The organism is Marinomonas lutimaris (genome assembly GCF_019426345.1).
GTDB lineage: Bacteria > Pseudomonadota > Gammaproteobacteria > Pseudomonadales > Marinomonadaceae > Marinomonas > Marinomonas lutimaris.
This window is the reverse complement of record NZ_JAHLLW010000020.1, coordinates 31,782-55,202: the sequence shown is the minus strand read 5'-3', so window position 1 is coordinate 55,202 and position 23,421 is coordinate 31,782. Positions and strand designations below refer to the sequence as shown.

27 protein-coding genes are annotated in these 23,421 nt (G+C 42.6%); 8 read left to right on the top strand and 19 right to left on the bottom strand.

The genetic code is table 11. The annotated features are described in order from the left end of the window. The first annotated feature begins 24 nt into the window (after positions 1 to 24). Positions 25 to 1,503 carry a RimK family ATP-grasp domain-containing protein gene (locus KPL72_RS17875; RefSeq protein ID WP_219703947.1) on the top strand — a complete coding sequence of 493 codons (1,479 nt, stop codon included), beginning with the start codon at positions 25 to 27 and terminating at the stop codon, positions 1,501 to 1,503. 541 nt (positions 1,504 to 2,044) lie between these two features. Here KPL72_RS17875 and KPL72_RS17870 read toward each other — a convergent pair. The 8 genes from KPL72_RS17870 to KPL72_RS17835 form a co-directional block, all read right to left on the bottom strand. Next, positions 2,045 to 2,320 carry a hypothetical protein gene (locus KPL72_RS17870; protein WP_219703946.1) on the bottom strand — a complete coding sequence of 92 codons (276 nt, stop codon included), beginning with the start codon at positions 2,318 to 2,320 and terminating at the stop codon, positions 2,045 to 2,047. A gap of 39 nt (positions 2,321 to 2,359) precedes the next feature. Next, positions 2,360 to 2,587: a hypothetical protein gene (locus KPL72_RS17865; protein WP_219703945.1), complete on the bottom strand. Its 228-nt coding sequence runs from the start codon at positions 2,585 to 2,587 to the stop codon at positions 2,360 to 2,362. 23 nt (positions 2,588 to 2,610) lie between these two features. After that, positions 2,611 to 3,009 carry a VOC family protein gene (locus tag KPL72_RS17860; RefSeq protein ID WP_219703944.1) on the bottom strand — a complete coding sequence of 133 codons (399 nt, stop codon included), beginning with the start codon at positions 3,007 to 3,009 and terminating at the stop codon, positions 2,611 to 2,613. 170 nt (positions 3,010 to 3,179) lie between these two features. Beyond that, the gene (locus KPL72_RS17855) at positions 3,180 to 3,410 is read right to left on the bottom strand and encodes a thioredoxin family protein (protein WP_212918537.1); all 231 of its coding nucleotides are present in this window, start codon (positions 3,408 to 3,410) and stop codon (positions 3,180 to 3,182) included. A 27-nt stretch (positions 3,411 to 3,437) separates the two neighbouring features. Then, positions 3,438 to 4,424: a permease gene (locus KPL72_RS17850; RefSeq protein ID WP_219703943.1), complete on the bottom strand. Its 987-nt coding sequence runs from the start codon at positions 4,422 to 4,424 to the stop codon at positions 3,438 to 3,440. 175 nt (positions 4,425 to 4,599) lie between these two features. After that, the gene (locus KPL72_RS17845) at positions 4,600 to 5,031 is read right to left on the bottom strand and encodes a group I truncated hemoglobin (RefSeq protein ID WP_219703942.1); all 432 of its coding nucleotides are present in this window, start codon (positions 5,029 to 5,031) and stop codon (positions 4,600 to 4,602) included. After that, positions 5,025 to 5,867 carry a DUF3034 family protein gene (locus tag KPL72_RS17840; RefSeq protein WP_249422329.1) on the bottom strand — a complete coding sequence of 281 codons (843 nt, stop codon included), beginning with the start codon at positions 5,865 to 5,867 and terminating at the stop codon, positions 5,025 to 5,027. Before KPL72_RS17840 ends, KPL72_RS17845 begins: the two co-directional genes overlap by 7 nt. Positions 5,868 to 5,925: 58 nt before the next feature. Beyond that, entirely contained in the window at positions 5,926 to 6,558 is a 633-nt protein-coding gene (locus KPL72_RS17835; RefSeq protein WP_219703940.1) for a methylamine utilization protein, read from the bottom strand. 125 nt (positions 6,559 to 6,683) lie between these two features. Between KPL72_RS17835 and KPL72_RS17830 the strand changes: the two genes are divergently transcribed. Next, positions 6,684 to 7,406 carry an AraC family transcriptional regulator gene (locus KPL72_RS17830; protein WP_219703939.1) on the top strand — a complete coding sequence of 241 codons (723 nt, stop codon included), beginning with the start codon at positions 6,684 to 6,686 and terminating at the stop codon, positions 7,404 to 7,406. Here KPL72_RS17830 and KPL72_RS17825 read toward each other — a convergent pair. The 6 genes from KPL72_RS17825 to KPL72_RS17800 all read right to left on the bottom strand — a co-directional run bounded on the left by KPL72_RS17825 (position 7,390) and on the right by KPL72_RS17800 (position 13,725). Further along, entirely contained in the window at positions 7,390 to 8,454 is a 1,065-nt protein-coding gene (locus tag KPL72_RS17825; RefSeq protein WP_212918531.1) for an ABC transporter substrate-binding protein, read from the bottom strand. The genes KPL72_RS17830 and KPL72_RS17825 overlap by 17 nt on opposite strands. After that, positions 8,451 to 9,926 carry a sensor histidine kinase gene (locus KPL72_RS17820; protein WP_212918530.1) on the bottom strand — a complete coding sequence of 492 codons (1,476 nt, stop codon included), beginning with the start codon at positions 9,924 to 9,926 and terminating at the stop codon, positions 8,451 to 8,453. Before KPL72_RS17820 ends, KPL72_RS17825 begins: the two co-directional genes overlap by 4 nt. After that, positions 9,892 to 10,572, bottom strand: coding sequence for a response regulator transcription factor (locus KPL72_RS17815; RefSeq protein WP_212918529.1), 681 nt, complete (start codon positions 10,570 to 10,572; stop codon positions 9,892 to 9,894). Before KPL72_RS17815 ends, KPL72_RS17820 begins: the two co-directional genes overlap by 35 nt. A gap of 99 nt (positions 10,573 to 10,671) precedes the next feature. Next, a complete protein-coding gene (locus tag KPL72_RS17810; RefSeq protein WP_212918528.1) occupies positions 10,672 to 12,192 on the bottom strand; it encodes a tripartite tricarboxylate transporter permease in 1,521 nt (506 codons plus the stop codon). Between the two features lies 1 nt (position 12,193). Then, the gene (locus KPL72_RS17805) at positions 12,194 to 12,634 is read right to left on the bottom strand and encodes a tripartite tricarboxylate transporter TctB family protein (RefSeq protein WP_072841427.1); all 441 of its coding nucleotides are present in this window, start codon (positions 12,632 to 12,634) and stop codon (positions 12,194 to 12,196) included. A 98-nt stretch (positions 12,635 to 12,732) separates the two neighbouring features. Further along, entirely contained in the window at positions 12,733 to 13,725 is a 993-nt protein-coding gene (locus KPL72_RS17800; RefSeq protein ID WP_219703938.1) for a Bug family tripartite tricarboxylate transporter substrate binding protein, read from the bottom strand. 279 nt (positions 13,726 to 14,004) lie between these two features. Between KPL72_RS17800 and yddG the strand changes: the two genes are divergently transcribed. Further along, a complete protein-coding gene (yddG, locus tag KPL72_RS17795) occupies positions 14,005 to 14,937 on the top strand; it encodes an aromatic amino acid exporter YddG (RefSeq protein WP_219703937.1) in 933 nt (310 codons plus the stop codon). A 29-nt stretch (positions 14,938 to 14,966) separates the two neighbouring features. Here yddG and KPL72_RS17790 read toward each other — a convergent pair whose 3' ends face one another. Next, entirely contained in the window at positions 14,967 to 16,199 is a 1,233-nt protein-coding gene (locus KPL72_RS17790; protein WP_212918524.1) for a pyridoxal-phosphate-dependent aminotransferase family protein, read from the bottom strand. Positions 16,200 to 16,518: 319 nt separating this feature from the next. Here KPL72_RS17790 and KPL72_RS17785 point away from each other — a divergent pair, with 319 nt between their 5' ends. Then, positions 16,519 to 16,956 (top strand): DUF3010 family protein, encoded by a 438-nt coding sequence (locus KPL72_RS17785; protein ID WP_219703936.1) that lies wholly within the window; start codon positions 16,519 to 16,521, stop codon positions 16,954 to 16,956. Positions 16,957 to 17,025: 69 nt separating this feature from the next. Here KPL72_RS17785 and KPL72_RS17780 read toward each other — a convergent pair whose 3' ends face one another. Further along, a complete protein-coding gene (locus KPL72_RS17780; RefSeq protein ID WP_283248028.1) occupies positions 17,026 to 17,196 on the bottom strand; it encodes a DUF6429 family protein in 171 nt (56 codons plus the stop codon). 245 nt (positions 17,197 to 17,441) lie between these two features. Between KPL72_RS17780 and KPL72_RS17775 the strand changes: the two genes are divergently transcribed. Then, positions 17,442 to 19,133 carry a pectate lyase family protein gene (locus tag KPL72_RS17775; RefSeq protein ID WP_219703935.1) on the top strand — a complete coding sequence of 564 codons (1,692 nt, stop codon included), beginning with the start codon at positions 17,442 to 17,444 and terminating at the stop codon, positions 19,131 to 19,133. Positions 19,134 to 19,386: 253 nt separating this feature from the next. On the opposite strand, the gene KPL72_RS17770 is transcribed toward KPL72_RS17775, so the two are convergent. Further along, entirely contained in the window at positions 19,387 to 19,626 is a 240-nt protein-coding gene (locus tag KPL72_RS17770; RefSeq protein WP_219703934.1) for a DUF6429 family protein, read from the bottom strand. 595 nt (positions 19,627 to 20,221) lie between these two features. Next, positions 20,222 to 21,055 carry a helix-turn-helix transcriptional regulator gene (locus KPL72_RS17765; protein WP_219703933.1) on the bottom strand — a complete coding sequence of 278 codons (834 nt, stop codon included), beginning with the start codon at positions 21,053 to 21,055 and terminating at the stop codon, positions 20,222 to 20,224. A 101-nt stretch (positions 21,056 to 21,156) separates the two neighbouring features. Here KPL72_RS17765 and KPL72_RS17760 point away from each other — a divergent pair, with 101 nt between their 5' ends. Genes KPL72_RS17760 through KPL72_RS17750 form a run of 3 tightly spaced genes read left to right on the top strand, consistent with a single transcriptional unit; the run spans position 21,157 to position 22,405 of the window. Next, positions 21,157 to 22,011: an SDR family oxidoreductase gene (locus KPL72_RS17760; RefSeq protein WP_219703932.1), complete on the top strand. Its 855-nt coding sequence runs from the start codon at positions 21,157 to 21,159 to the stop codon at positions 22,009 to 22,011. Positions 22,012 to 22,029: 18 nt separating this feature from the next. Next, positions 22,030 to 22,239 (top strand): hypothetical protein, encoded by a 210-nt coding sequence (locus KPL72_RS17755; protein WP_219703931.1) that lies wholly within the window; start codon positions 22,030 to 22,032, stop codon positions 22,237 to 22,239. Between the two features lie 52 nt (positions 22,240 to 22,291). Continuing rightward, a complete protein-coding gene (locus KPL72_RS17750; RefSeq protein WP_283248027.1) occupies positions 22,292 to 22,405 on the top strand; it encodes a hypothetical protein in 114 nt (37 codons plus the stop codon). A gap of 99 nt (positions 22,406 to 22,504) precedes the next feature. Here KPL72_RS17750 and KPL72_RS17745 read toward each other — a convergent pair whose 3' ends face one another. Continuing rightward, on the bottom strand, positions 22,505 to 23,410 hold the full coding sequence (locus KPL72_RS17745; RefSeq protein ID WP_219703930.1) for a LysR family transcriptional regulator: 906 nt from the start codon (positions 23,408 to 23,410) through the stop codon (positions 22,505 to 22,507). Between the last annotated feature and the right edge of the window lie 11 nt (positions 23,411 to 23,421).

Here is a 23,421-nt window from a genome sequence, read left to right as displayed (position 1 = left end):
TAAGCAAAAGGAAAAGCATAACCAATGTCACAGACTTACATCGTTGTTGATCAGGCCAAAGATTGGTCAGCGTTTTTACCTAGTGATCGAGTGATCACTTTTACTCAATACCTAAACTTGGCAGCGACAAAAAGCCAAGGACGCACACGCATCATCAACCTATGTAAAAGCAGCAAATATCTGTCTGACGGATATTACTGCTCCCTGTTGGCAGAAAGCCGTGGTCATCACGTTATGCCTTCTGTGCGCGTGCTTAATGACCTAAGCAAGAAAGACCTATATGAGTTAGAGATCTCTCAGTGGTTACCATTGCTGGCAAAAAAACTCGCCAAACCAGAAGCACCGATGGAAATGAAATTCCACTGCGTATTCGGCAAAACGATTCATCCAGAAATGAAGGAATTCGCACGCAAATTATTCGAGAGTTTTCCTAGCCCTGTATTGGAAGTAACTTTGAAATTCCGCAAAGAATGGCAAGTCACCGCCCTCTTCTCTACATCACAAAGTAAACTGAACGACGCAGAAGAAACCCTATTCGCCGAATCTTTGGAAGCTTTTAGCAACAAGGTATGGAGCAAAGGCCGCATTCAACGTGCCGCGAAATTCGATATGGCAATTTTGACTAACCCAGAAGAAGCCATGCCGCCAAGTGATGACCAAGCGATTAAAAAGTTTATCCAAGCCGGTAAACAACTTGGCATTCACGTTGATACGATTGGCCCAAAAGACATTATGCGTCTGCCAGAATACGATGGTTTGTTCATTCGTGAAACAACCAACATCGACCACCACACCTACCGCTTTGCCAAAAAAGCCGAAGGCTTGGGATTAGTTGTTATGGACGACCCACAATCCATCATGCGCTGTACCAACAAAGTCTACTTAGCAGATTTGTTCAACACCCACAAAGTACCTTGCCCAAAAACGCGCATCGTACACAAGGGTGAAGACAACGTAGAAGACGCATTGGAAGCCGTCATCAGCTACCCAATGGTCGTAAAAATTCCAGACGGCGCGTTTTCTAAAGGCGTAATCAAAGCAGAAAACCGTGAAGCTCTGACTGAGAGTTTGAACACCTTGTTTAAAAAATCGTCTTTGTTATTGGTACAAGAATACCTTTACACCGAATTCGACTGGCGTATCGGCGTACTGAACAACAAACCGATCTTTGCTTGTCGCTACTACATGGTGAAAAACCACTGGCAGATTTACCAACATACAGGTAGCAAAAGCCAAAGCGGCGGATTTGATACTTTACCAACCTTCGAAGTGCCACGACGCGTGCTACAAGCCGCCATCGCCGCCACCAAACCGATTGGTGAAGGCCTATACGGCGTCGACGTAAAAGAAATCAACGGCCGTGGTTACGTTATCGAAGTTAACGACAACCCAAGTATCGACCGCGGCGTAGAAGACAAATACCTAGGCGATGAACTTTACATGCACATCATGTCGGAGTTCTTGCGTCGCATGCAGGTGAAACGTGGTGATATTCACGCTTGATAAGCAAACACACTAGAAATGCGAAAGGCGACTGATGAGTCGCCTTTTTTGTTTTTCGAGTATGCGAGTACGTTTGTTTCCTCTCAATCGCTTTGTATTCCTGACCTTTATTCCGCCCTGCTGGGCGTGTAACTTTTACCAATCGATGCAAAAGTTACCAAAAAATCTTTTATCGGGCTTTCAGCCCAAACGTCTCATTTATTCTGTTTGAACTTAGTTTAGCAAGACGAATTAAATCGTAAGGCATAGATTGTTTTTGAAGTGACTAGAAAGGGGATTTTTAACTGACTCTGAAACTCCATAAGGTCTCGTAATCGATTCCCTAAAAAAAGCACGTCGAACTGATTTCTTAGGGGGTTCAGGGATGGAAAGACAAAGACCGCAGTCTACTGAAAGGTACGCCAGCTTTTCTGTAATTAATAGCGCCTTAGAAAGCGAAGCTTTCATTCTCACGTAAGTCGCGCCTTCAGGCCTATAAGGGACTTAAGTGCAATTACAGTACTTTGAATTCATGGCTTTTGGTAAATAAACCCTATCCATATCACTTTAAAAGCACAAACATCGCAAAGACAGCCACTGAAATGATAAGCATACAAAGCACTCTTAACAAAAAACGCTTAAACAAGCTTTGTACATATTTCAGGAAAAACGTATCAACTAAAAAGAACCCTAAAGCGCTCAAGATGCCTGATGGAATACCGAAATACGCAGCAATAACTGGCCAACCTGTATACCAGTAAGCAATCGTCATTCCCAACATAATACTAACAACTAACCACGTGAGATGCTGACTACTGATGGACAAAGTCATTTTCAAAAGTACCACCTATCATAAGGGTTTATTTTATAGTGATTACTAGGCCTTATTTAACCTTTTTGCAGCAACATAAAACAACAGAGCCATGAAGCAAGACGATACAAAAAAAGCAGGCACTGTTACCTCAAACATGGCTATCGCACTTTCTACGCGCTGCTCTTCATGAAGATAAGGGGTTGCTTGTGTTACAAAGGAATAATTGTAAATTAAGAAATTCACCACAAAATTCAATATCACCAGAGAAGAATATATAACGTATTTTTTCATTTTATAGCCTATACAGCTTGATATTAAGCGGTCCATTCTCGGTTTTGCAACACCACGCGATAGCCGTCTATGTCTTCAAAGGTTTTGCCAACGTCGTCCCAATATTCATTGTAGGATGGCACATGCACAAAGCCTGCTGTTTGCATCTTTTCACAGCATTCTTCCCATACTTGCGTGTCGATAAAATAGAAAATGAGTAAGTTATCTTGCGTCGGCACTTTACCGACGATTGTGCCTTTATGATGGGTAAATTCTAAGTGGTAGTTATGCTGTTCATGACCGACGATAGAACCATCGAAGCCATTATGACCTTCGAAGCTACCGAGCAGTTTGAAACCTAGACCATTAACATACATGTCGGTGATTTTAGCTAGGTTGTCAGTTGGTCTTGCAACACGCAATTTTGCTGTCTTTGGAATCATAAAATGCTCCAGATTCTTGGTTGGTTCAAAGTTTAAAGCCAAGAAATTCAGGAGAAATCCAATTCACCATACAACATACCTTCCTTGACTAGCCAATAAGCCTACTACAAGACTTTTATGAGAATCCATAATCGTCACGCTATATTCGGTATGTGGATCACATTCGCTAATCAAAACCAGCTTTGTATTTTTGTCTTATCGGGAATCGAGCCGTAATGCACAACAACATCGTCTATCACCACAGCTGGTGTGCTCATTACGCCATAACTCATAATGACTTCGGCGCTGGTTTCTTTCTCTACATTTACTGGAACTTCGTTTTCCGCGGCAATAGCTTTGATAAGTTCAGCCGTTTTCACACATTTACTACATCCACTACCTAACACTTTGACTTGCTTCATTTGATTGTTCCTTTTTTGATTAGCGTTTCAGTTAACAAGATTCAAAATCCAACCCACTAAAGTGAAGGAGAAAAGCAACATCGCCAAAATGATGGCAAGCAATTTCCACGTCATCACTTGTTTAAGTAGGATAAATTCTGGAAAGCTGGCCGCGACAGTGCTCATGCAAAACGCCATGGTGGTACCGATTGGCAGACCTTTGGTAATCAAACTTTCCATGATGGGAATCACGCCCGTGGCATTTGAATACAGCGGAATACCAAGCAATACAGCTAAAGGCACAGACCACCACTGACCATCGCCAAGATTGCCTTCTAGCCAAGATACAGGCACATAACCGTGCAAGGCTGCACCAAGACCAACACCAATAAAAACCCATTTCCACACTCGCGAGAAAATATCCCACAGCTCATTCTTAGCAAAGTCATGTCGCTCACGAAAAGATAGCGTTGGTTTTACGACAGAATCACCATCTAAGTCAGCGACAGGTGTTGCCGATTGATAGGCTTTTAAAGCAAAAGGCTGCAGCATTTTTTCAGCTCGAATGAGATCAAGAAACACCCCGCCCAAGATACCAACCGCCATGCCAACCAAAACGTACATCAAGGTAATTTGCCAGCCAACCAAACTAAGCAGTAGCAAGACAGCGACTTCATTAATCAGCGGCGAGGTCAATAAAAATGACATGGTAATGCCGACAGGAATACCAGCTGAGGTAAAACCGAGAAACACAGGAATACTTGAACAGGAGCAAAATGGCGTAATTGCGCCGAAGACAGATCCGGTTAAATAGCCAACAAAACGATTTTTCTTGGCAAGATAATCTCGGACTCGTTCAATATTAAGAGATGCACGTAACAGCGCAATAAAGTAGATCATGATGACCAAGAGGAAAAATATCTTGGTCGTGTCTTCAATAAAGAAATGAACCGCATCACCGAGCTTCGAATTCGGAGATAAGCCAAATAATATGAAGGTGAGCCAATCTGCTAAATCAGTAAAAGTAGCCAGCATCTTATTTCTCTTATTTGACGTTACCTTGTAGTGAATTCACAAAGGTTACCTTTCACCCTACTCCGATGCTCACGACAAGACTATGAATGCTTTGCTATTGGCTGACCGAGATCAAATAAAAAAGCGACCCGCAGGTCGCTTTCGATTGAACAAAGCCATTAATTCCAATCAAAAATCATTTATAAAGCATCTCTCCACGCATCGGCACGAGCACTTTAAGCACCTGGTTTTGCTGCGGGTAGGTTAAGCCGGCTTTTTTCATGGCGTTTACCAACAAATCGACAGTTAAATTAAAGTCAGTTTCATTGATATTTTGACCTTGGTGTACTCTTAGCATTGTGTCACCAGTATAAGTACATGGGCCGCCAGTATTCACACAAAGATGCTCAATGAACTTTTCACGGAAGCGAGTTATATTGGTTTTTTCAAAATAACGATAGATAGTTTCATTGAAGCTTATTTCGTTGATAAAGTTATCGGTAATGGCTTCTATTGTCGGTTGACCACCGATTTCGTCATATAGGCTTTGTGGTGCTTTACCAGGTGTCGCACAGGCAACCAAAAATATACTCAATGCAAGAAACGATGCTTTTAATAGGTTTACCATAAGTACCCCGTCATGGATAAATAAATGCCTGTTTGATCTTTCTTGGTGGCAACTGTACCTAAATCGACATAAGCGGCGGTGATGTTGAGGTTTTTATTCGGCAAATAACTGATGAAAATATCTTTCCAATCATCTTCTTCTACACTAGATAGATTGCTTGGTTTCTGACGATATTCCATACCCACAATCCAGTTTGGCGATAGCAGCAAGCCAACACTGCCTTCCATCATCACTTGGTAACTAGTATTGTCTGGTCCACCATAACCCAACAACCCCAATTCATTCGCTTTAGTTGCTCGGGCGGTTAAGTTCCAAACTAGGTTATAACCTGCAACCGCACCTAAATGCACCTTGGTTGCAGCAATATAAATATCCGTACCGCTGTCGTCTTTTGCCCCAAGATACGAAGCAACAAAATCACTGTCTAATTGCTTATATTGCAAACCGACACTAACTTGGGGATAGGTGGAGTAAACAGCATCGCCATATAAGCGAACTTTTACACCGACGACATCCTGCTTAATATCTTCTGAGTCAAGACTCAGCCCTGTAATCAAAGACGCAGGCAAAGCAAATGTCTGTTGGGTATAACTCAGCTCAACTCTGTCGTAAAAGCTGGTCGCTACGCCAATCGACGTAAGGCGATAATCTGTTACATTTACATCGGTGATAAAAAACGATGCAGAGGTTTCGTCACGGCTATCATATCCCGCTAACGTAGCCCATGGCACAAGACCGCCACCACCACTGCCTTCAACTTGCGACAATCCGGCGGTGGTTAATATTTTTCCATCGGCCGCCATTGTTGGAACCGTACACAAAACTAAGCAACTCATGGCTACTACTTTTATAACGCTCTTACTCATTAAATTTCTGCTACTCATTAAATATGGATCATTTTGACCATTTCTTTTTGCCAAATCCTGTGTTCATACTACTGTGATCCATCGCTTCAATTGGAGGCAAAAGCCCCAAAGAAAGAGTCTGCTCGACATCGTTTTTAATATTAACTGTCTTCATAGAACCCAAGCCATCGATTAATCTCTCACTCCACAAAGACACAGTATCACCCTTTTTTACTGGCAGACGTACTTTGCCGTCTTTGCCTGTTTTCAGCGCAAAAGTGTTATCCGCTACAAGAATATAGCCAATCATGTCGTCATGTATGTTACAACCGAGCACCACAAGACCAGCCTTATCAAACAAGATAGGGGCAATTTCAGTGCCTTTATAGAGCTTAATTTCAAAAGTTTTTGGCTGAGAAAAACTGTAAACGTGATGGCGGATATCATCACTATTAGGAAAGCTAACGTACTGACCTTTTTGCACGACCAACACTCGCGGTACAAAAGATTCGTCAATCTGATCCATTACAGCAACCGCACTAGGCGTACTTACTTCATGGTTAGAGACAATAACAACCGCATCCGGCACCGGAAGATTATCTTGGTCTAGAACAGTCAACGTCATCTCTGCCCATGCACTTGGCATAGAGAGAGAAAACACTAGAGCAAATAAATAACGCATATTCTTTCCTTTTGATTTGTCCGCTTAAGTTTTAATATCATTACAGCAAAACAAAGATAGATCATCATACTTTCTGTAACCACCAGCAAAAATGAGTACCAAACAGACAACAAGGAATGAGTGCCATGCGAGACCTTATCGAAGTCATTTCCTATAAAGATACAGCGAGTGCTCATTCGCATAATCACACTCAAATAGTCTTGCCACTTTCTGGCTGCCTAATACTAGATGTAGAAAACCGCCAGCAAGCGGTTCAATTTGGACAGGCCTGTCTGATCTCTACAAATCAAGCTCATACGCATTTAGCAAGGGAAGACAACCACTGCTTGATACTCAATTCTCTTCCCGTTTGGGATCACAAGATTGAAAGCACCAATAACTTTGTCGAGCTAAACACTCAAACCAAAGCCTATTTGCCATTTCTATCCAGCTTGATAAGTGAATCTCATCACTCCCTTAAAACTCAACAAGCATTAAATTTGCTGGAACATTTATTGCCCATTCCGCAAGCAAAAATACTGCAGGCTGACGCCCGATTAACCAAAGCCAAACACCGACTAGATCATAACTTTCAGGAGCCTTGGAGCTTAGCAGAACTTGCCGCTGACGTGCATTTAAGCCCAAGCCAATTAACTATTTTATTCAAGCGACACCTAAAGATGACACCGAAGCAATACCTTCAGCAACGCCGCTTAAGGGAAGCAAAAATGTGGTTAAGATCAACCAATAAAAGCCTAGAGTATATTGCCGAAAAAACAGGAATAAGTAATGCTAGCGCCCTTGTTCGCCTATTTACTAAATACTATCAAGTTACGCCTGGCTGCTACCGCGCTAATCTTCATCACTAATTTCCAGTGCCATTTCCCAGTTACGAATGAAACGCTTTTGTTTAGCGTAATCACGCCCTACCAGTAACTGCTGATCTAATTCGATAATGCCAGTTGGCCCTGGCGCGTTCACCACATAAGGATCATTAGGATTATTTAAATCAGGGCGAATGGGAAACAGCAAGCCTTGTGTTTGCATCATTTTTTGTGCTTTATCTGATAGCAAAAAATCCAAGAAAATACCGGCATCTTCTGCATTTGGCGCACCTTTTGGAATCAGTGCAGCGCGCATTAACATCAGCGTATAATCTTTCGGTAGGATCATTTTTAATCTATCGTCTTCTTGGGCCCTTTGTGATGCATAAGAACCCAATAAGTTATAACCCAATACCAATTTTCCCGACGCAACATCGTCAATAATATCGTGCGTACAACAATAGGTTTGCACATCGTGACTACCAAAAGCTTCCAATAATCGCCCCCAAGTGACATCCGCTTGTCGCGCATCTTGGCTCGCCAATAAATAGCCAACACCACTTTGTCGAATATCGTAAGTACCAATTCGTTTGGTCATCGTTTTTTCATTTTGACGAATGGTTTGCAGCAAAGTCTGACGATCTTCAGGTAATTCTCCAGGAAATTCTTTTTTATTCACCAACATAACAATTGGCTCAAGTGAAAAAGCAAACAGCTGGTTCCGCCATTTAAAGTTATCTGGCAAACGATCGGTAAAACTCGACTGATAGGTTTGCGCGTAACCATCGTTTACTAACTTAAGATGCAAATCCATGGCACTGCTAATCACTAAGCTCGCTTGTGGTTTTTTTTGCTCTCTTATCGTCTGGTAATACAGTTCCAACGTATTTACATCTCGATACGCTACACGAACATCTGGGTGAAGAATCACAAACTCTTTTAAAATCGGTGCAAAGGACGCCAAGTCCATCGCTGAATTGATTAGCAAAACTCGCTGTGCATTAGTATGACCAAACCAAACAGGTTCTGCTGACCATGATCTAGTTCCAACAAGACCAGCTATAAGCATCAAGCAGAAAAGCATCCGTTTCATAAAGTGCCCTCATCAAATCGAAATTTGGCAAAATCCACTTGAAACGTGGTGCCTTTTGGCTCGGTATCCAATATCTGAATTCGTGCTGAATGGTGGTCGACAATATCTTTTACCATCGCCAAACCAACACCACTGCCCGCAATATCATAACGTCCTCGATAAAAGCGCTCGAACACCCGCTCTTTTTCTATGTCGGGAATACCATTACCATAATCAATCACCTTAATGCGATAAAAGCGCTCAAACTCACTAACTTGAACGATAACTTCCGTCGCTTGATCTACATCAGCACGGCTGTAACGTACCGCATTTTCAATAAGGTTTTGCATCATTTGTTGAATCGAAAAAGAATCACCTAAAATCATGGTTTCTTTTAATTCACAATCAAGTGAAAGATGAACTCCTTGATGCAACGCCGTCACCGCCTGCTCTCGACAAGACGCCGTAATGGGTGCTAACAAGTCAATTGGTTCTAATCGGTGCGTCTGCAAACGGTGAGAAACCACCGCTTGGTTAAGCAATAAGGTGACCGTCTGGCTCAAGGTGTCGCATTGATTAACGATGTTCTCTAAAGCCTGATGTTGGCGCTCTGGTGAGTTTCCTAAAGAAGAAATATCACGAGCATTTTCTGCCAGTGCTCGTAAACTTGCCAACGGCGTACGTAATTGATGAGCCGCATCCGCAGTATAGTTTTCTAGCTGCTCAAGGTTAGTTTGTAATCGCGCCATGAAATGGTTGATGGCGACTTTTAAATGATGAGTCTCTTTTGGCGTATTGATATCAATTGGCGTGAGGTCACCCATGGCTCGCTCTTCTAACGCTCGCTCAATTCGATGCAAGGGCCTTAAGACAAGATGACTGCCGATAATAATTAAAGTAATAGCAACCAAGACGATAAACACGACAACTTCAACGGCTTTTTGTGTCACTGCAGACGCCATTTGCTCTCGTGACAATCGCGTTTGACCTAAAATAATACGCACGGTTTGCGCGGTTTCTGGATCCGTTATATGGCGCTGCACCCAAGCAAAGCGAACCATCTCGCCTGAATATTCTTGATTATAGAATTGAATTTGATCTGAAACAGGAGGTTGCGGTGGCTGACTATCAAGATCTTGATAACCAGTAATAAACCCTTGCTCCAAACTCTCTACTTTATAAAAAACCCGATCTTCTTCCGCTTGCGCTAAAGTAGCGAACGCCGACCAAGGAATATCGATGCTCACCTCGTTACGCATCAAACCGACGTTTTCATCCATTTGCAGCAAGGCACTGCGCAATAAACGGTCATAGGATAAATCAGCTAACTTTTGGCTGTAGTCAAAGATTAAATTAATCGCCAAGCCTGCAATAACACCGATAACAAGCACACCGGCGAGTATAAAACGAAATCGTAATGACGGAGCATTAGCTAAGGCTTTTTTTTCCTCCTCTTCACTAAGGTTTCGATGGTTTGGCGATTTCTGCCACATAACCGATTCCTCTTAGAGTACTAATTGCCAAATCCCCCGTGGCCATTTTTTTTCTCAAACGCCCAACATAAAGCTCTATCGCATTAGGTCCTGGCGTTTCATTAAAATTAAATAAGTGATCGGTGATTTCATCTTTACTTAGGACGCGACCTAAATGGCCCAAGAATATTTCCAGCAACCGAAATTCTCGGTTAGTGATAGCAGTGAGCTCGCCATCAATAAATACCTGACGACTGTCTCGGTTAACAACTATATTGCCGTGTTCAGTGACATTTGCCGCGTAACCTTGCTTGCGTCGCAATAAGGCCCTACATCGAGCTTCTAGCTCACCAAAATCAAACGGCTTAGTTAGGTAATCGTCTGCACCTTCGTCGAGAAGTCTTATGCGGTCTTCGATTTGATCTCGAGCAGTTAAAATTAATACTGGCGTATCATCATCACGCTGGCGCAGCTTCTGTAGCAATTGCAATCCCGATAATCCAGGTAAATTAAGATCAAGCAAAATCAAATCGACTGATTGATACTTCAGCAACTCATCTGCTCGCTTGCCGTCTCCGATTAAATCAACGCCATGCCCTAGGCTTGTTAATCGCTCACAGATCGCTTGCCCTAATACCTGAGTATCTTCTACCACCAGAATTCGCATAACTTTTAGCCATCATGTTTTTTATTATAAAAACAACAAAATCCGAGCAACATACATTGCTCGAATTTTGTTATTACAGTGCCAATAGTATTGCAGGGCTTAAACGTCTTTAACAGCTTCTTTTGACTTAGACATTTTAGCGCGAACAATTGGACCTACTATCATAGGTAAAACCAAACCTAGTATCGCAACAGTCCATAGACCAATACTCAAACCGCTGTTGAAAAGTACTGTCCAGTCACCATCAGATAACACTAATGCATGACGAAGGCTTTTCTCCATTTCTGGCCCGAGCAACATACCCAAAATGATTGGCACTAGTGGAATATCAATCTTACGGAAGATATAACCCAATACACCGAAGCCAATCATAAAGTACAAATCTAATGCGCTGTGGCTTACAGAATAAATACCGACAGATGCGATCAAGGTAACAATCGGCATTAGGTATTTAGGTGGAATGCTCAACAGTTTAACAAAGATACCTACCATTGGAATGTTTAGCAGTAGCAACACAAGGTTACCAACAAACATTGCTGCGATAACACCCCAAACTAGATCCGCATTTTGTTGAAACAACATTGGGCCAGGAGAGATGTTTAAAGAAATCAACATCGCTAAAAGCACGGCAGTCGTACCACTTCCTGGAACACCAAGTGTCAACATTGGTACAAGTGCACCAGATGCAGCACCATTATTACCGGCTTCAGGGGCAGCAACACCACGAGGGTCACCTTTACCAAATTCACCTTTATCCGATACGCGTTTTTCCAAAGTGTAACTAATAAAGCTACCCAAAGAAGCGCCCGCACCTGGTAATACACCAGCAACAAAACCAAGTACCGCACCACGGAAAGAAGCCGGAAGCACTTTGATTATGTCTTTTGCAGATAATTTAAGTTTATTGATGGCAACCTGTTTTAGACCATCACCAGCATGGCGCTCTAAGAAGAACAACAACTCACTGATAGCAAACAAACCAACAATCGCGATAATAAAATCAACCCCTTCGAATAACTCAAGAGTGTTAAACGTAAAGCGCTGTACTCCAGTTGAAATATCGATACCAACCGTCGCGATCATTAGACCAATAGCCGCCGCCATCAAAGTTTTAAACTGGTTTTTACCTGTGATACCACCCAAGGTCGCAAAAGCCAGCGCAAACAAGGCAAAGTATTCAGATGGACCAAATCTTAGGGCAAATTTCGCTAAGATTGGCGCAAGAATGACTAGACCGATTGTCGCAATAAAGCTACCGATAAAAGAAGCAATTGCAGAGATAGCCAAGGCTTCTGCTGCTTTGCCCTTTAGCGCCATTGGATAACCATCTAAACAGGTCATCATGGCTGGCTCGTCACCTGGGATATTCAACAGGATAGACGAAATACGACCGCCGTACATGGCACCCGCATAAACAGACGTTAACAAGATAAGAGAAGAAGTTGGCGACAAACCTAAGCTAAACGCCAATGGAATCAAGATAGCAACACCGTTTGCAGGGCCAAGACCCGGCAATGCACCAATCAAGGTACCTAAAATAGCACCAATAACCGCAAACATAATACTTTCCGGCGTTAATGCTACCGCAAAGCCTTGCATTAATAAGCTCATAGTATCCATATTAAAACTCCAATAGACCTAGAGGCAGTGCTAATTCAAGCACATTATTGAAAAGGAAAAAGATAACTACAGAGCTTGTCACACCAGTGATAATACTCTTAGCAATGCTTGCTCCCATACGCCAACTTAAAAAGCTCACAACCAATGCCGCAGCAGGCATAAAACCAATCGGTTCAATTGCCCATGCAAAAGCAAGCATAGAAAGAACAACAACACTAAGCTCAATCAACATGGCCGCCGGCGCCCATTTCTCGTCTTGGTCAGGACGAACAATCATATAAATTGAACTAATACCTAAAATAATGGCTAGCATAATAGGAAAAGTTTCAGGACCGACACTTTCCTGTCCGCCAAAAGGAATGGGGAATTGCGTTGCTTCCCAGCCGTAACCTACGGCAAGAATAAGCATTAGCATGCCAAACACACGATCGTTAATACGCATGTCTCTGCTCCATGTTAATAAATCAAAGGGTGAAAAATAGTCGAAAACAGGAGGGGCTCTGTATTAAAACAAATACCCCCTCCAAAAGCGGTCTGAGGTTATTTAATTAGACCGATGTCTTGCGATAAGATTTTGATATCTAAAGTTTGGTTTTTTACGAATTGAGTGAATTCAGCACCAGACTTGTGGAATGGCATCAAACCATTTTTAGTCATGACGTCTTTCCATTCTTGAGTCGTGTACAACTCATCCATGGTTTTTACCCACCAATCGTAAGATTCTTTGCTTGCATTACCTGGTACGTAAAATCCGCGCCAGTTTGGAGCTACAGAATCAATGCCCTGTTCCATCGCTGTAGGAATAGAGTCATATGGTGCTGGTAAACGCTCTTCAGAAAGAACCGCTAGAACGCGTAAGTCACCAGAATCCATGAAGCCTTTTACTTCAGAAATGTCACCAGTGAACGCATCTACGTGGCCGCCAACAACTTGAACCAAGGCTTCAGAACCACCACTAAATGCTAGGTAACGAATTTTTGGCAAATTCTCAACGTGCGCTTTTTGTGCAGTCATCAGGACTTTCAAATGATCCCAACCACCAGATGCACTACCGCCAGCGAATTTAACCGCACTTGGGTCTTTTTTAAGCGCTTCGAGAACTTGTGTCAAAGAAGTGTATTTGGAATCTTTACCAACAGCGATAATGCCGTAGTCAGCACCTAATGTACCAACCCATTTAACTTGGTCAGCATTCATGCCTGGGAATTGGCCTTGAGCAAGGCGTGTTGTTGTTGCTGTACTAGCGGCAACAATCAGGTTTTCATCTGTATCACGTTTACTAATCGTGTGAGCGAAAGCTACACCACCACCAGCACCCGTCATGTTAACTGTCTGTACGTTACCTTTGAAGTAACCTTCATCAACTAATACTTTACCAACGCTACGGCAAGTAAAGTCCCATCCACCACCTGGGTTCGCTGGGGCAATACATTCACCACTGCGAGCTGGTTCGAAGGCGTAAGCCTGTCCAGCCATAGTTAGTGCGACTGCACTGGAAATTAGAACAGACTTCAAAGAAATGGTATTAAGCATGGTTATCTCCTGCTTGTTATTTTTTTTGTTGTTAGCTAATCAAGCTCTTAAAATAAATATTTCAATTAACTTGAGTGGCTAAACCTTACCTCTCAAACCTGTCACTACCCTGTCATAGATCAACTTTTCTTACTTAATCATGTTAAAAAATGTATTTCTAACGTATCAAGATGCAAATTTATGACAAAGCAAGTCGCTGACTTTTGACAATGCTTTTAGCATGCGAACAAGTTAATCTGGCACTTAATCAGACTAGATCAGGATTAAGGAAACAACAAGATGACAACGCATTCACCACAAGCCACCCTAATTGGTAGCATCGCCATTTTACTTTGGAGTAGCCTTGCGCTTTTTACTACACAAGCCAATTTAGTACCGCCATTACTCTTGCTCACCCTCACCTTTGGCGTTGCAAGCCTATTGTTTTTTATCGTTTATTTAGTGAAAGGCGAACTGAAATCTTCTTGGTCAAAAACACCTAAAACCGCCATCTTAATGGGTGGGCTTGGGTTTTATTTCTATCACTTCTGTTACTTTTACGCTTTCCAACATGCACCGCCAGTAGAAGCTGGACTTATCGCTTACCTCTGGCCCTTGCTGATTGTATTAATGGCCGGCATGACTACAGGCAATTCTTTGTCATGGACACACTTGGTGGGCGCTGTTATTGCCTTTATCGGCACTGGCATCATGCTTCAATCGAGGGCATCGACAAGCTTGATAGAAACAAACACAAATTATAATTGGACTGGTTACGCTGCCGCCTTTGCCTGCGCGCTGATTTGGTCTAGCTATTCGGTAGCAAACCGACGATTTCAAAGCGTGCCTTCCAGCGCGGTACTTTGGTACTGCCTTATTACCACGCTATTAGCTGGCGCTTCGCATATTATGATTGAAGCCCAAAGTTGGCAGCCTTCCATAAACTTCCCTGCAAGCACTTGGATTGCTATTTTAGGGTTAGGCTTCGGGCCAGTTGGCATCGCTTTTTTCTGCTGGGATTTTGGGGTAAAAAAAGGCAATTTGTCGCTGCTGGGGGTGTTGTCCTACACTGCCCCCGCCCTATCGACAGCCTGGCTTGGACTTTTCACCGAAGCGCAACTTACCACTGGGCAAATTATCGCTTGTCTGCTAATTACCGCTGGTGCCCTATTTGCCAGCTTAATGCCGAACAAAAAAATACCCTTGACGGTTGAAACCAAGGGTATTGGGTAGATACTGGTTAGACCACAAAAATTAAAAGATTAAGCCACTTGATAAAGTGTACGAGGAATTTTCTGTAAGTAGGCTTCCATTTCCGCCATGCCGTTTGGTTGATCTACTTTTACGCCCAAATCGCGCATGGTGCTACCAAGCGCATGCAAAGTGCGGAACAAGTTGTGTTCACGGCACTGTTCGCCCATTTGGCCAATACGTACGATAGGCTGACCAAATGATCCAGCAATCTCAACTCGGTACATTTCTGAAATATGGCGGCAAATTTGTCCAGCCGTTAAGCCTTCAGGAATATTAATCCCTACTACAGAATTCAAGCGCGATGCAGGCGGAATGAACAATTCTAAGCCCATTCCCTCAACGCCGGCTTGCAACGCTTTAGAACAACGCAAATGACGCGCAAAACGATTCTCTAACGTTTCATCACATACCAGTTTCAAAGCTTCATGCAGTGCCATAATGCCAGATACTGGCGCGGTATAATGATAACCATCGTTATGCCAAAAATTTTCCGCAAGCTGAGCATCGAAACACCATTGTGCCGTTGGTTTAGTACGACTTTTCACTGCCGCCCATGCTTCATTAGAAAACACCAAAAGCGACACACCTGGAATGGACGACAAACCTTTTTGCCCACCCGTGATAACTACATCTACTTGCCACGCATCCATCTTCAGCGGCATAGTACTCAAGGTACAAACTGCATCCACAACCACCAAACAACCATAAGATTTAGCAATCTTGGTGATTTCTTCTAATGAATGGTTAAACACCGTATTCGATGTTTCGCCTTGCACCAGTGTTAATACTTTAGGACGTGTTTCTTCGATGGCTTTACGAACACGCTCTGGATCTGCCGCTTCATGAACACCAACGTGCAATTCATGAACATCGGCGCCAATACGTGTCGCCATTTCCGCCATACGATGACTAAAAAAGCCATTATTAATACATAAAATACGTTCGCCCGGTTGCAACAAATTGGCGACCGCCATTTCCATCGCGGCTGACGCTGGCCCTGCTACGCCAAGCACCCATTTAGACTCTGTTTGAAACACATAACGCGCCATTGTTTTAACTTGTCCAATAACCTGCGCCATCACACTACCAAGGTGGTTAATCACCACAGAATTGGCCTTGGCGACACGCTCAGGAATAGGAACAGGGCCCGCGCCCATCATTAACAAAGGTTCGTGAGGAAGAATTTCGTCTAAAGATTTCACCTGGGGACGAGGAATGCCCATTGGCGATGAAGCAGTCATTTTATGCAGCCCTATGTTAGTTAAAAATAAAAAAAATGGTCAATATTGAAAAAAACACCTCTAGAGTAAAAAGCAGTTATTTACACTTTCACAGTAGAAAATATCGTGATTTGCATTTTTACAAAATATTATCTGGCAATAGTACAATATCCATTTGAATAATAAGAGGCAGCAAAATGAAAAGAGTGTAATAAACTGGCTGCTTTGATTTTCGCCTTAGATCTGACTGGTTTCCATTTCAACAAGCAGTATTTTTTACTCTGCGAAATACCTATTAACTGTGCGATAATGCGCGAAACTCCCTATTCAGGACCTCGTTATGATTACTTGTGGTATCGAAATTAAAGGCAGCGAAGTGATTCTTTGCCTTCTGTCTAAACAAGACGGATTGTTTCAAATCGCCGATTGTCGCCAAACTCGACACACACTGAACAACCCAAACGACAGCGAAAGCGTGCGCAAATTTCAGTTCATGCTGAAAAAACTGTTTGAAGATTACAAAGTGAAAAGAGCCGTAATCCGTGAACGCCCAACAAAAGGCAAATTCGCTGGCGGCGCGGTAGGCTTTAAAATTGAAGCGGCTATCCAATTGATTGATACGGTCGAAGTCGACTTGTTCAGCGGCGCAAAAACCAAAGACATCCTTCAGCACAACCCAATGCCGATTCCATTCAAAGCAACTGGCTTACGCGCGTTCCAAGAAGGCGCCTTCACCGTGGCGTATGCCGCGCTTTCTGAATACATTCCTGAAGCGTAAGTAGTAAGATTTAGCAATAAAAAAACGGACGCCGTTGAAAGGTGTCCGTTTTTTTGTCTGAATTATTTTTCACTTTCCATCGGCCTTAGTGAAAAGCGCTTTAAACAACGCCTCTGATTTCGCCAGCCCTTCCTCGGTTAATGTCACCGATTTAGATTTGCCAACTGGATTATGAATATAACCCTTCTCATGCAATCGATTGGTTATACTCCAATCAATTTGCTTCCAAGCATGTCCCAAAGGTTCCTAAAAGGAGAGAAGAAATCATCCGTTTACGCTGTTAAGAGCGCTGAGATGTTTAGTGAAACTTGGATAACATGGAAATAACTCTTAGTGTCTGAATGGTATAAGCTTTTCCGATTGGGAACCCTTAACCACTTTCACCCACTCATTGTTTGTCTAGTAACATAGCTAGCCTTATCTGTATGCACAGATATCTAGAATTACAGGTACAGCCAAGCCGAGAACAGAGAAAGGTAAAGTCGATGAATCTTGAATTTCGCATACATCTTGGCCCCAATCAGCCAAGTGGTCTCCCTACCCCCTCAAAGTCCCAAGCTGACCCTCAAACAAATACTAAAGGGACAAACAATGCTGCGCTTCAGTTGCTTATGCCGATACTAGAGCAATTGTTACAGGGGAAAAATAACCAGTCCCAACCTCAAGGCAATAGCGGTGGTGCAGCTGATGGTCAGCCGTCGTCAAAATTGGGCAATTTAATGGATCGAAATTCCGGTGCTGGTGGCGCAGGCGCTTCGGGACTCGGTGGTGCCAATGGTATGAGCAACATGGAATCCCTTGTTGATCTACTCAATCAGATGATGCAGTCCTTATTTGAAAGGGCTAACAAGCAGGGAAACAGTCCCTCTTCTGGTGCATCTAGTACGGGGGCTTCTACGCCACAAATGAATAATCAACCATCACCACATGACGTTGCACCAGCGGTATTGCAAGATGCTGGGGGGGCTGCGTTAAAAGGTGCCGTGTCACCAGCAAAAGATGGTGGTGGGCAAATCAATAATCAGTATCCTGAAATGACCAAAGCGGTTACTGGAATGATGGATAACAACAAAGAAACCTTTGGAACACCGAGCGCCCCAACTAAATCCGTCGATACGAAATCTGTAGAAAGCGGTACAGCGAATATTGCTGCCAATACAGGCGGCCTTAGTACTGAGGCTAGTGATAAAACTTCCAAAGTAACGTCGAGTCAAGGACTGGGTTCTACTGAAGGTATGGAAGGCTTCGCCAAAGCGGCAGGTGTAAAAGGTGGTACTGGTGGTGAAACCGTCACCGTGAACTCTGTAGGTGAGTTGAAGCAGGCTTTGGCTGGGGACGAACCACGTATTATTAAGTTAGGTAGTGACATTTCAGCCACAGAGAAAACCGATTTAGAGTTTGGTGCTAACAAAACTTTAGTAGGAGATGGTGACAATAACAAGTTACACAACATTTATCTTCGAAGCGGTGAAGGCGCAGGTAACGACGTTTTCCAAAACCTACATTTTAGCCATGATGCAAAATACAATGCGAATGGTGATATCCCACTCTACATTGACAAGGGCGAAGGCTATTGGATCGATCACAATACTTTTAGCGGTACTAAAGATCAACAAGGGGCAGATGATCATAGCAAAGACAAACTGCTGTATGTGGGCGGAACCGCAGATAATGTCAGTTTAACCAATTCTAAGTTTGAAAATAACAAATATGGTTTAATTCTGGGCTACCCAGAAGATACTAAAGAGGCGTCGGATAAGTACTCGGGCTATCCTCGTATGACCATTGCACATAATGACTTTGAAGATCTAAGTACGCGCGCGCCAGGCTTAATGCGTTATGGGCAGTTTGATGTATACAATAATCATATTGATGATTTCAACCTAGGCTTTACTGCACACACAGGTGCTACGATAGTATCGGAAGGAAACTTCTTTGAAAATGGCCGCAATGGTGGTGGTCAGCCAAGTATGGTTGGAGTCTTAGCTGATGCAGGAGTAGCGAAAGGGTTTATTGATATCAGCAGTAATATTAGTGTTGAAGGTCAGAAATCCCCTGAAACTTCATGGCGTGGTGGCCCATATGACCGGAATGTGATGAGCGCAGCGGAAGCAAAAGAGTTTGCTTCGAACAATGCTGGGGCGCAAGGCTCAGGAGAGTTGAAGTTCGCTAGCTAATTAAGTTTATTAGACTGCGGGGATATCTTTGATAGTTATCCCTGTTCTAAGTGGTGCACCTGATCAAATAACCTCCCATCCTACCCTCTGGACTCAGGTTTAATGCCTGCTCTTCGATTTGTTTAAGTGAATTATTCATAATCCTCTCCTTTGCTTCCCTCAAATTCTACACTCCATATTGATCCATGTGGAGTGTTAAAAACACAATAAATAGAACACGACTGAAGTGTCCATTTTTTGTCTACAAGCTATTTCACTTTCCATCGGCCTTAGTGAAAAGCGCTGTAAACAACGCCTCTGATTTCGCCAGCCCCTCCTCGGTTAAGGTTACCGATTTCGATCTGCCAACTGGATTATGAATATAACCCTTCTCATGCAATCTATTGGTTATACTCCAATCAATTTGCTTCCAAGCATGGCCAAAATCATCATGCAAAGTAAGATAAAAAAGAGCGAGGGCTGCGTCATCGATTTTGTCTTCATCTATATCCACAGTGTTCTCCTTATTAAATAGAGTGCTAAAACACTATGCTAACTAAACACATCCTTCAAGCACCTTATCTGAGCAATAACTCATCATTTAAGAATACGATTAGTCGCTTCTTATTGAATTATTAGCGGTGAATGCAAAACGATGCATTGATATAACTGATTTTCAGACGTGGGTGGCTTCAACCATGAGTGGTGCACTTATTATCTGAATTTTCGGAACAATACCTTCCAAATTTCCACGATATTTCCTCTATAAACTAACATCCCAATGTTTACCAAGATACCCACGTTAAATGTAACTTGATCATACAAAACAACCGACTTCACAGAAAGAATTTATATAGAATTCATCTTTTATCGTTTCGTTAAAGGCTAATTACCCCCTAAGAAGGATGACTATTGGATTTTTAGACAAGTAAATTCACTGTCTACGTATTGAAAAAGAGGGCAAAATTGAATGGATGTACGGATATTATTCGCTATTTAGAAAACCCTTTTACGTAATTATCGCGCTTTCAAGTAATTAAAATCAGTAAAATGTCCTGCCGAAATAGCTTCTGTAAAAGAAGCTAATTTTCGCTCTAATAATCTAGGCATTATATTTTTTTACAGTCACGAATCAGTTTTTTTACTTTATTGGAACTGTCTTCAGTTTCTGGTGTATAAACGATTAAACTTAACTCAGGTCTACTGGAAACATTAAACGAAGAGTACGCGAGAGAGATTTCGCCAACATCTGGTTTATTTAGACACTTCACACCTTCATTAGAGCTACTAATTTCTTGTGCTATCCAAAGCTTTTTAAACACCTCACTATGTTCAGACAATTCGGTCACTAATTGCTCTGTATGCTCTGTTTCACCTAACCTAGCAATGTCCGCGCGAAAAGCACTAACGATTAAATTAGCGGCATCAATCCAATCAGGATTGTGTGCTCTCACTTCATTCTTTAAAAAGAATAAGCGCATAATATTACGATTTTCTGGGGCCAATAATGAGTAATCGGTGAGAACTACAGCCGCAGCGTCGTTCCAAGCAAGTACATCCCACGATAAGTTACGAATAATCGCAGGATTTGGACTCAAAGCATCAAGGATAGATTGTAATCGTGGCGTTATAACATCAGATAATTGATAATCCGTCTTAGGCAAATGCCCTAACGTCGTGAGATAAAGATATTCTTTTTCCGCATTAGTCAGCAATAACGCTTTTGCGATACGTGATAGAACTTCTTCTGACGGAGCTCCACCACGCCCCTGCTCTAACCAAGTATACCAAGTCACGCTAATGTGGGCACGCTGAGCCACTTCTTCACGTCGTAACCCTGGAGTACGCCGGCGCACACTATCGAAGCCCAATGAAATAGGATCAATGCTTTGACGTTTTTTCTTTAGAAATATAGCAAGGTGCTGCTCTGTCGTACTTTTCACAATTATCCTATTAGTTGCTATACCACGATAAGGTCACTACTTTAATAAAGCTCAGCACTTCATACAATGACTTTTTTGACCAACATAAAGTAGAGCAAACTATGAAACGTATATTTGTTACTGGCGCAACAGGATTTCTAGGGCAAGCTATCGTAAAAAATCTTCTAGACAATAATTACGATATTGTGGGACTAGCACGCAATAAAAGCAGTGCTGCAATGTTAGAGAATCTTGGCGCAACCGCACACATTGGATCATTACAAGATATCAATTCAATTTTAGCAGGCATAGAAGGTGTCGATGCGGTGATCCATACCGCCTTCAATCATGATTTCGCTATCTACAAACAAAGCTGCGAAGATGATCGACATATTATCTTAGCTCTAGGAAAAGCGCTTAATAATAAATCATGCCCACTCATTGTCACATCAGGGCCTTGGGCTATAGGGTCTCATTCTGAGCAGTTTCCACGTGCAGCGTCAGATGAAGCCGCTTTAGTCTGTCATGAAAATGGTGCAAGATGCATGATTGTTGGCCTACCACAAGTTCATAATACTTATAAATTTGGCTTAATTAGTCCCATACTAGAGATTGCGCAAAGTAAACAAGTCTCTGCCTACATTGAAAACACAAATAATCAATGGGCTGCTGTTCACTTATCAGATGCCGCCAACTTATATCGTCTAGTGTTAGAAAACGGAGAAAGTGGACATAAATACATAGCGGTGGGCGAGGAAAACATTCCATTTAAGACAATTATGCAAACCATTGGTAATCGACTTAACCTTCCAACTCACGCCATAACCAAAGAACAAGCTCAAGACTATTTCGGACCCTATGCTTATTTTGCAGAGCTATCGCTTAATGCGTCCGGCGAAGAAAGTAAAAAGGCATTAGGTTGGACACCTAAAGGTGCCTCTCTTCTAGACGATATTTCCAACGCTATTTTATCTTAAGTTTGATGGCTGTTAAAGGTGAAGAACCCAAAAGGTCAGGCATGTACTCTCGGAGTCGATTTGAGCAAAACCAGCTTTCAACTACACGGCTTAGACAGCCATAGGCAAACGGTTATCAGAAAAAATCTCAGCCGTAGCAAGTTGTTGCCCTGCATTGCTAATCTTCCACCTTGCGTCATTGGTATTGAAGCCTGTGGCGGTGCACTTTATTGGTGTCGTCAATTTTAATTTAGGGTCAGATGAAAATTAAGGCGATTTTTCATCTGCCCCCAATTATTCCTTGCAACACAACCCAATGCCGATTCCTTTCAAAGCCACAGGCTTACGTGCATTCCAAGAAGGCGCCTTCACCGTGGCGTACGCTGCGCTTTCAGAATACATTCCTGAAGCGTAAGTAGTTAGTTCTCACAAAAAACGGACGCCATTGAAAGGTGTCCGTTTTTTAAATATGCCAATGGTTAAAGCAAAGGCACAATAGAACAAGCAACTCAACTCATTCTTTATCCATATCTTTTATAAAATCAATAAAGGTTCGTAAGGGAGTAGGCACCAATCTTCGACCAGAGTAATACAAATACGGCCCACTAAAAGACAACCACCACGTTTCAAGAATAGGTTCAAGTTGCCCTGAATCAAAATAAGGTTGTAGCCATTCCTCAAACAAATAAATAACCCCCGTGCCAGCAACCGCAGCATCTACAGCAAGGTCAACTGCGCTACCTATATTAACCACTAAAGGACCTGAAACCTTTATATCTATAGTGTCATTATCTTTCTCAAACTCCCAAGTGTTGGCCACCCCTGATCGAAACCGACCGGTTAAACAAGGATAATTTAATAGGTCACGAGGGTGAGTTGGTCGGCCTAATCTATCTAATAATTTAGGTGAAGCGGCTAATGCATATCGTTGTTGGCGTGGGCCGATAGGAACGGCAATCATATCCTGTTCTAGTCGCTCGTCATAACGAATACCAGCATCGAAACCTGCATCAATAATATTGATGACATTACTCTCCGCCGTCACGTCCAGTTCAATATCAGGATAGGCCTCCAAAAATGCAGGAACAATAGCTGGCAATATTAATTTTACAGCACTAACAGGTACGTTAAGACGAAGTTTACCCGCTGGTTTATCACGATATAGATTGACCATATCTAACGCAGAATCAAATTCACTCATAATAGGGTTCATACGCTCTAACAAAACCATACCCACCTCCGTGAGGACAACACTGCGAGTATTACGATGAAACAATCTTACTCCTAACTCCCCTTCTAAGCGTCGTATGGCATCACTTAAACGTGAAGCACTTATATTTTCTACTCTTGCAGCCTCACGAAAACCGCCAGCTCTGGCAACAGCAACAAATGCCGTAATGTCATTTATAGATGATTTCATTGTTCTAAATC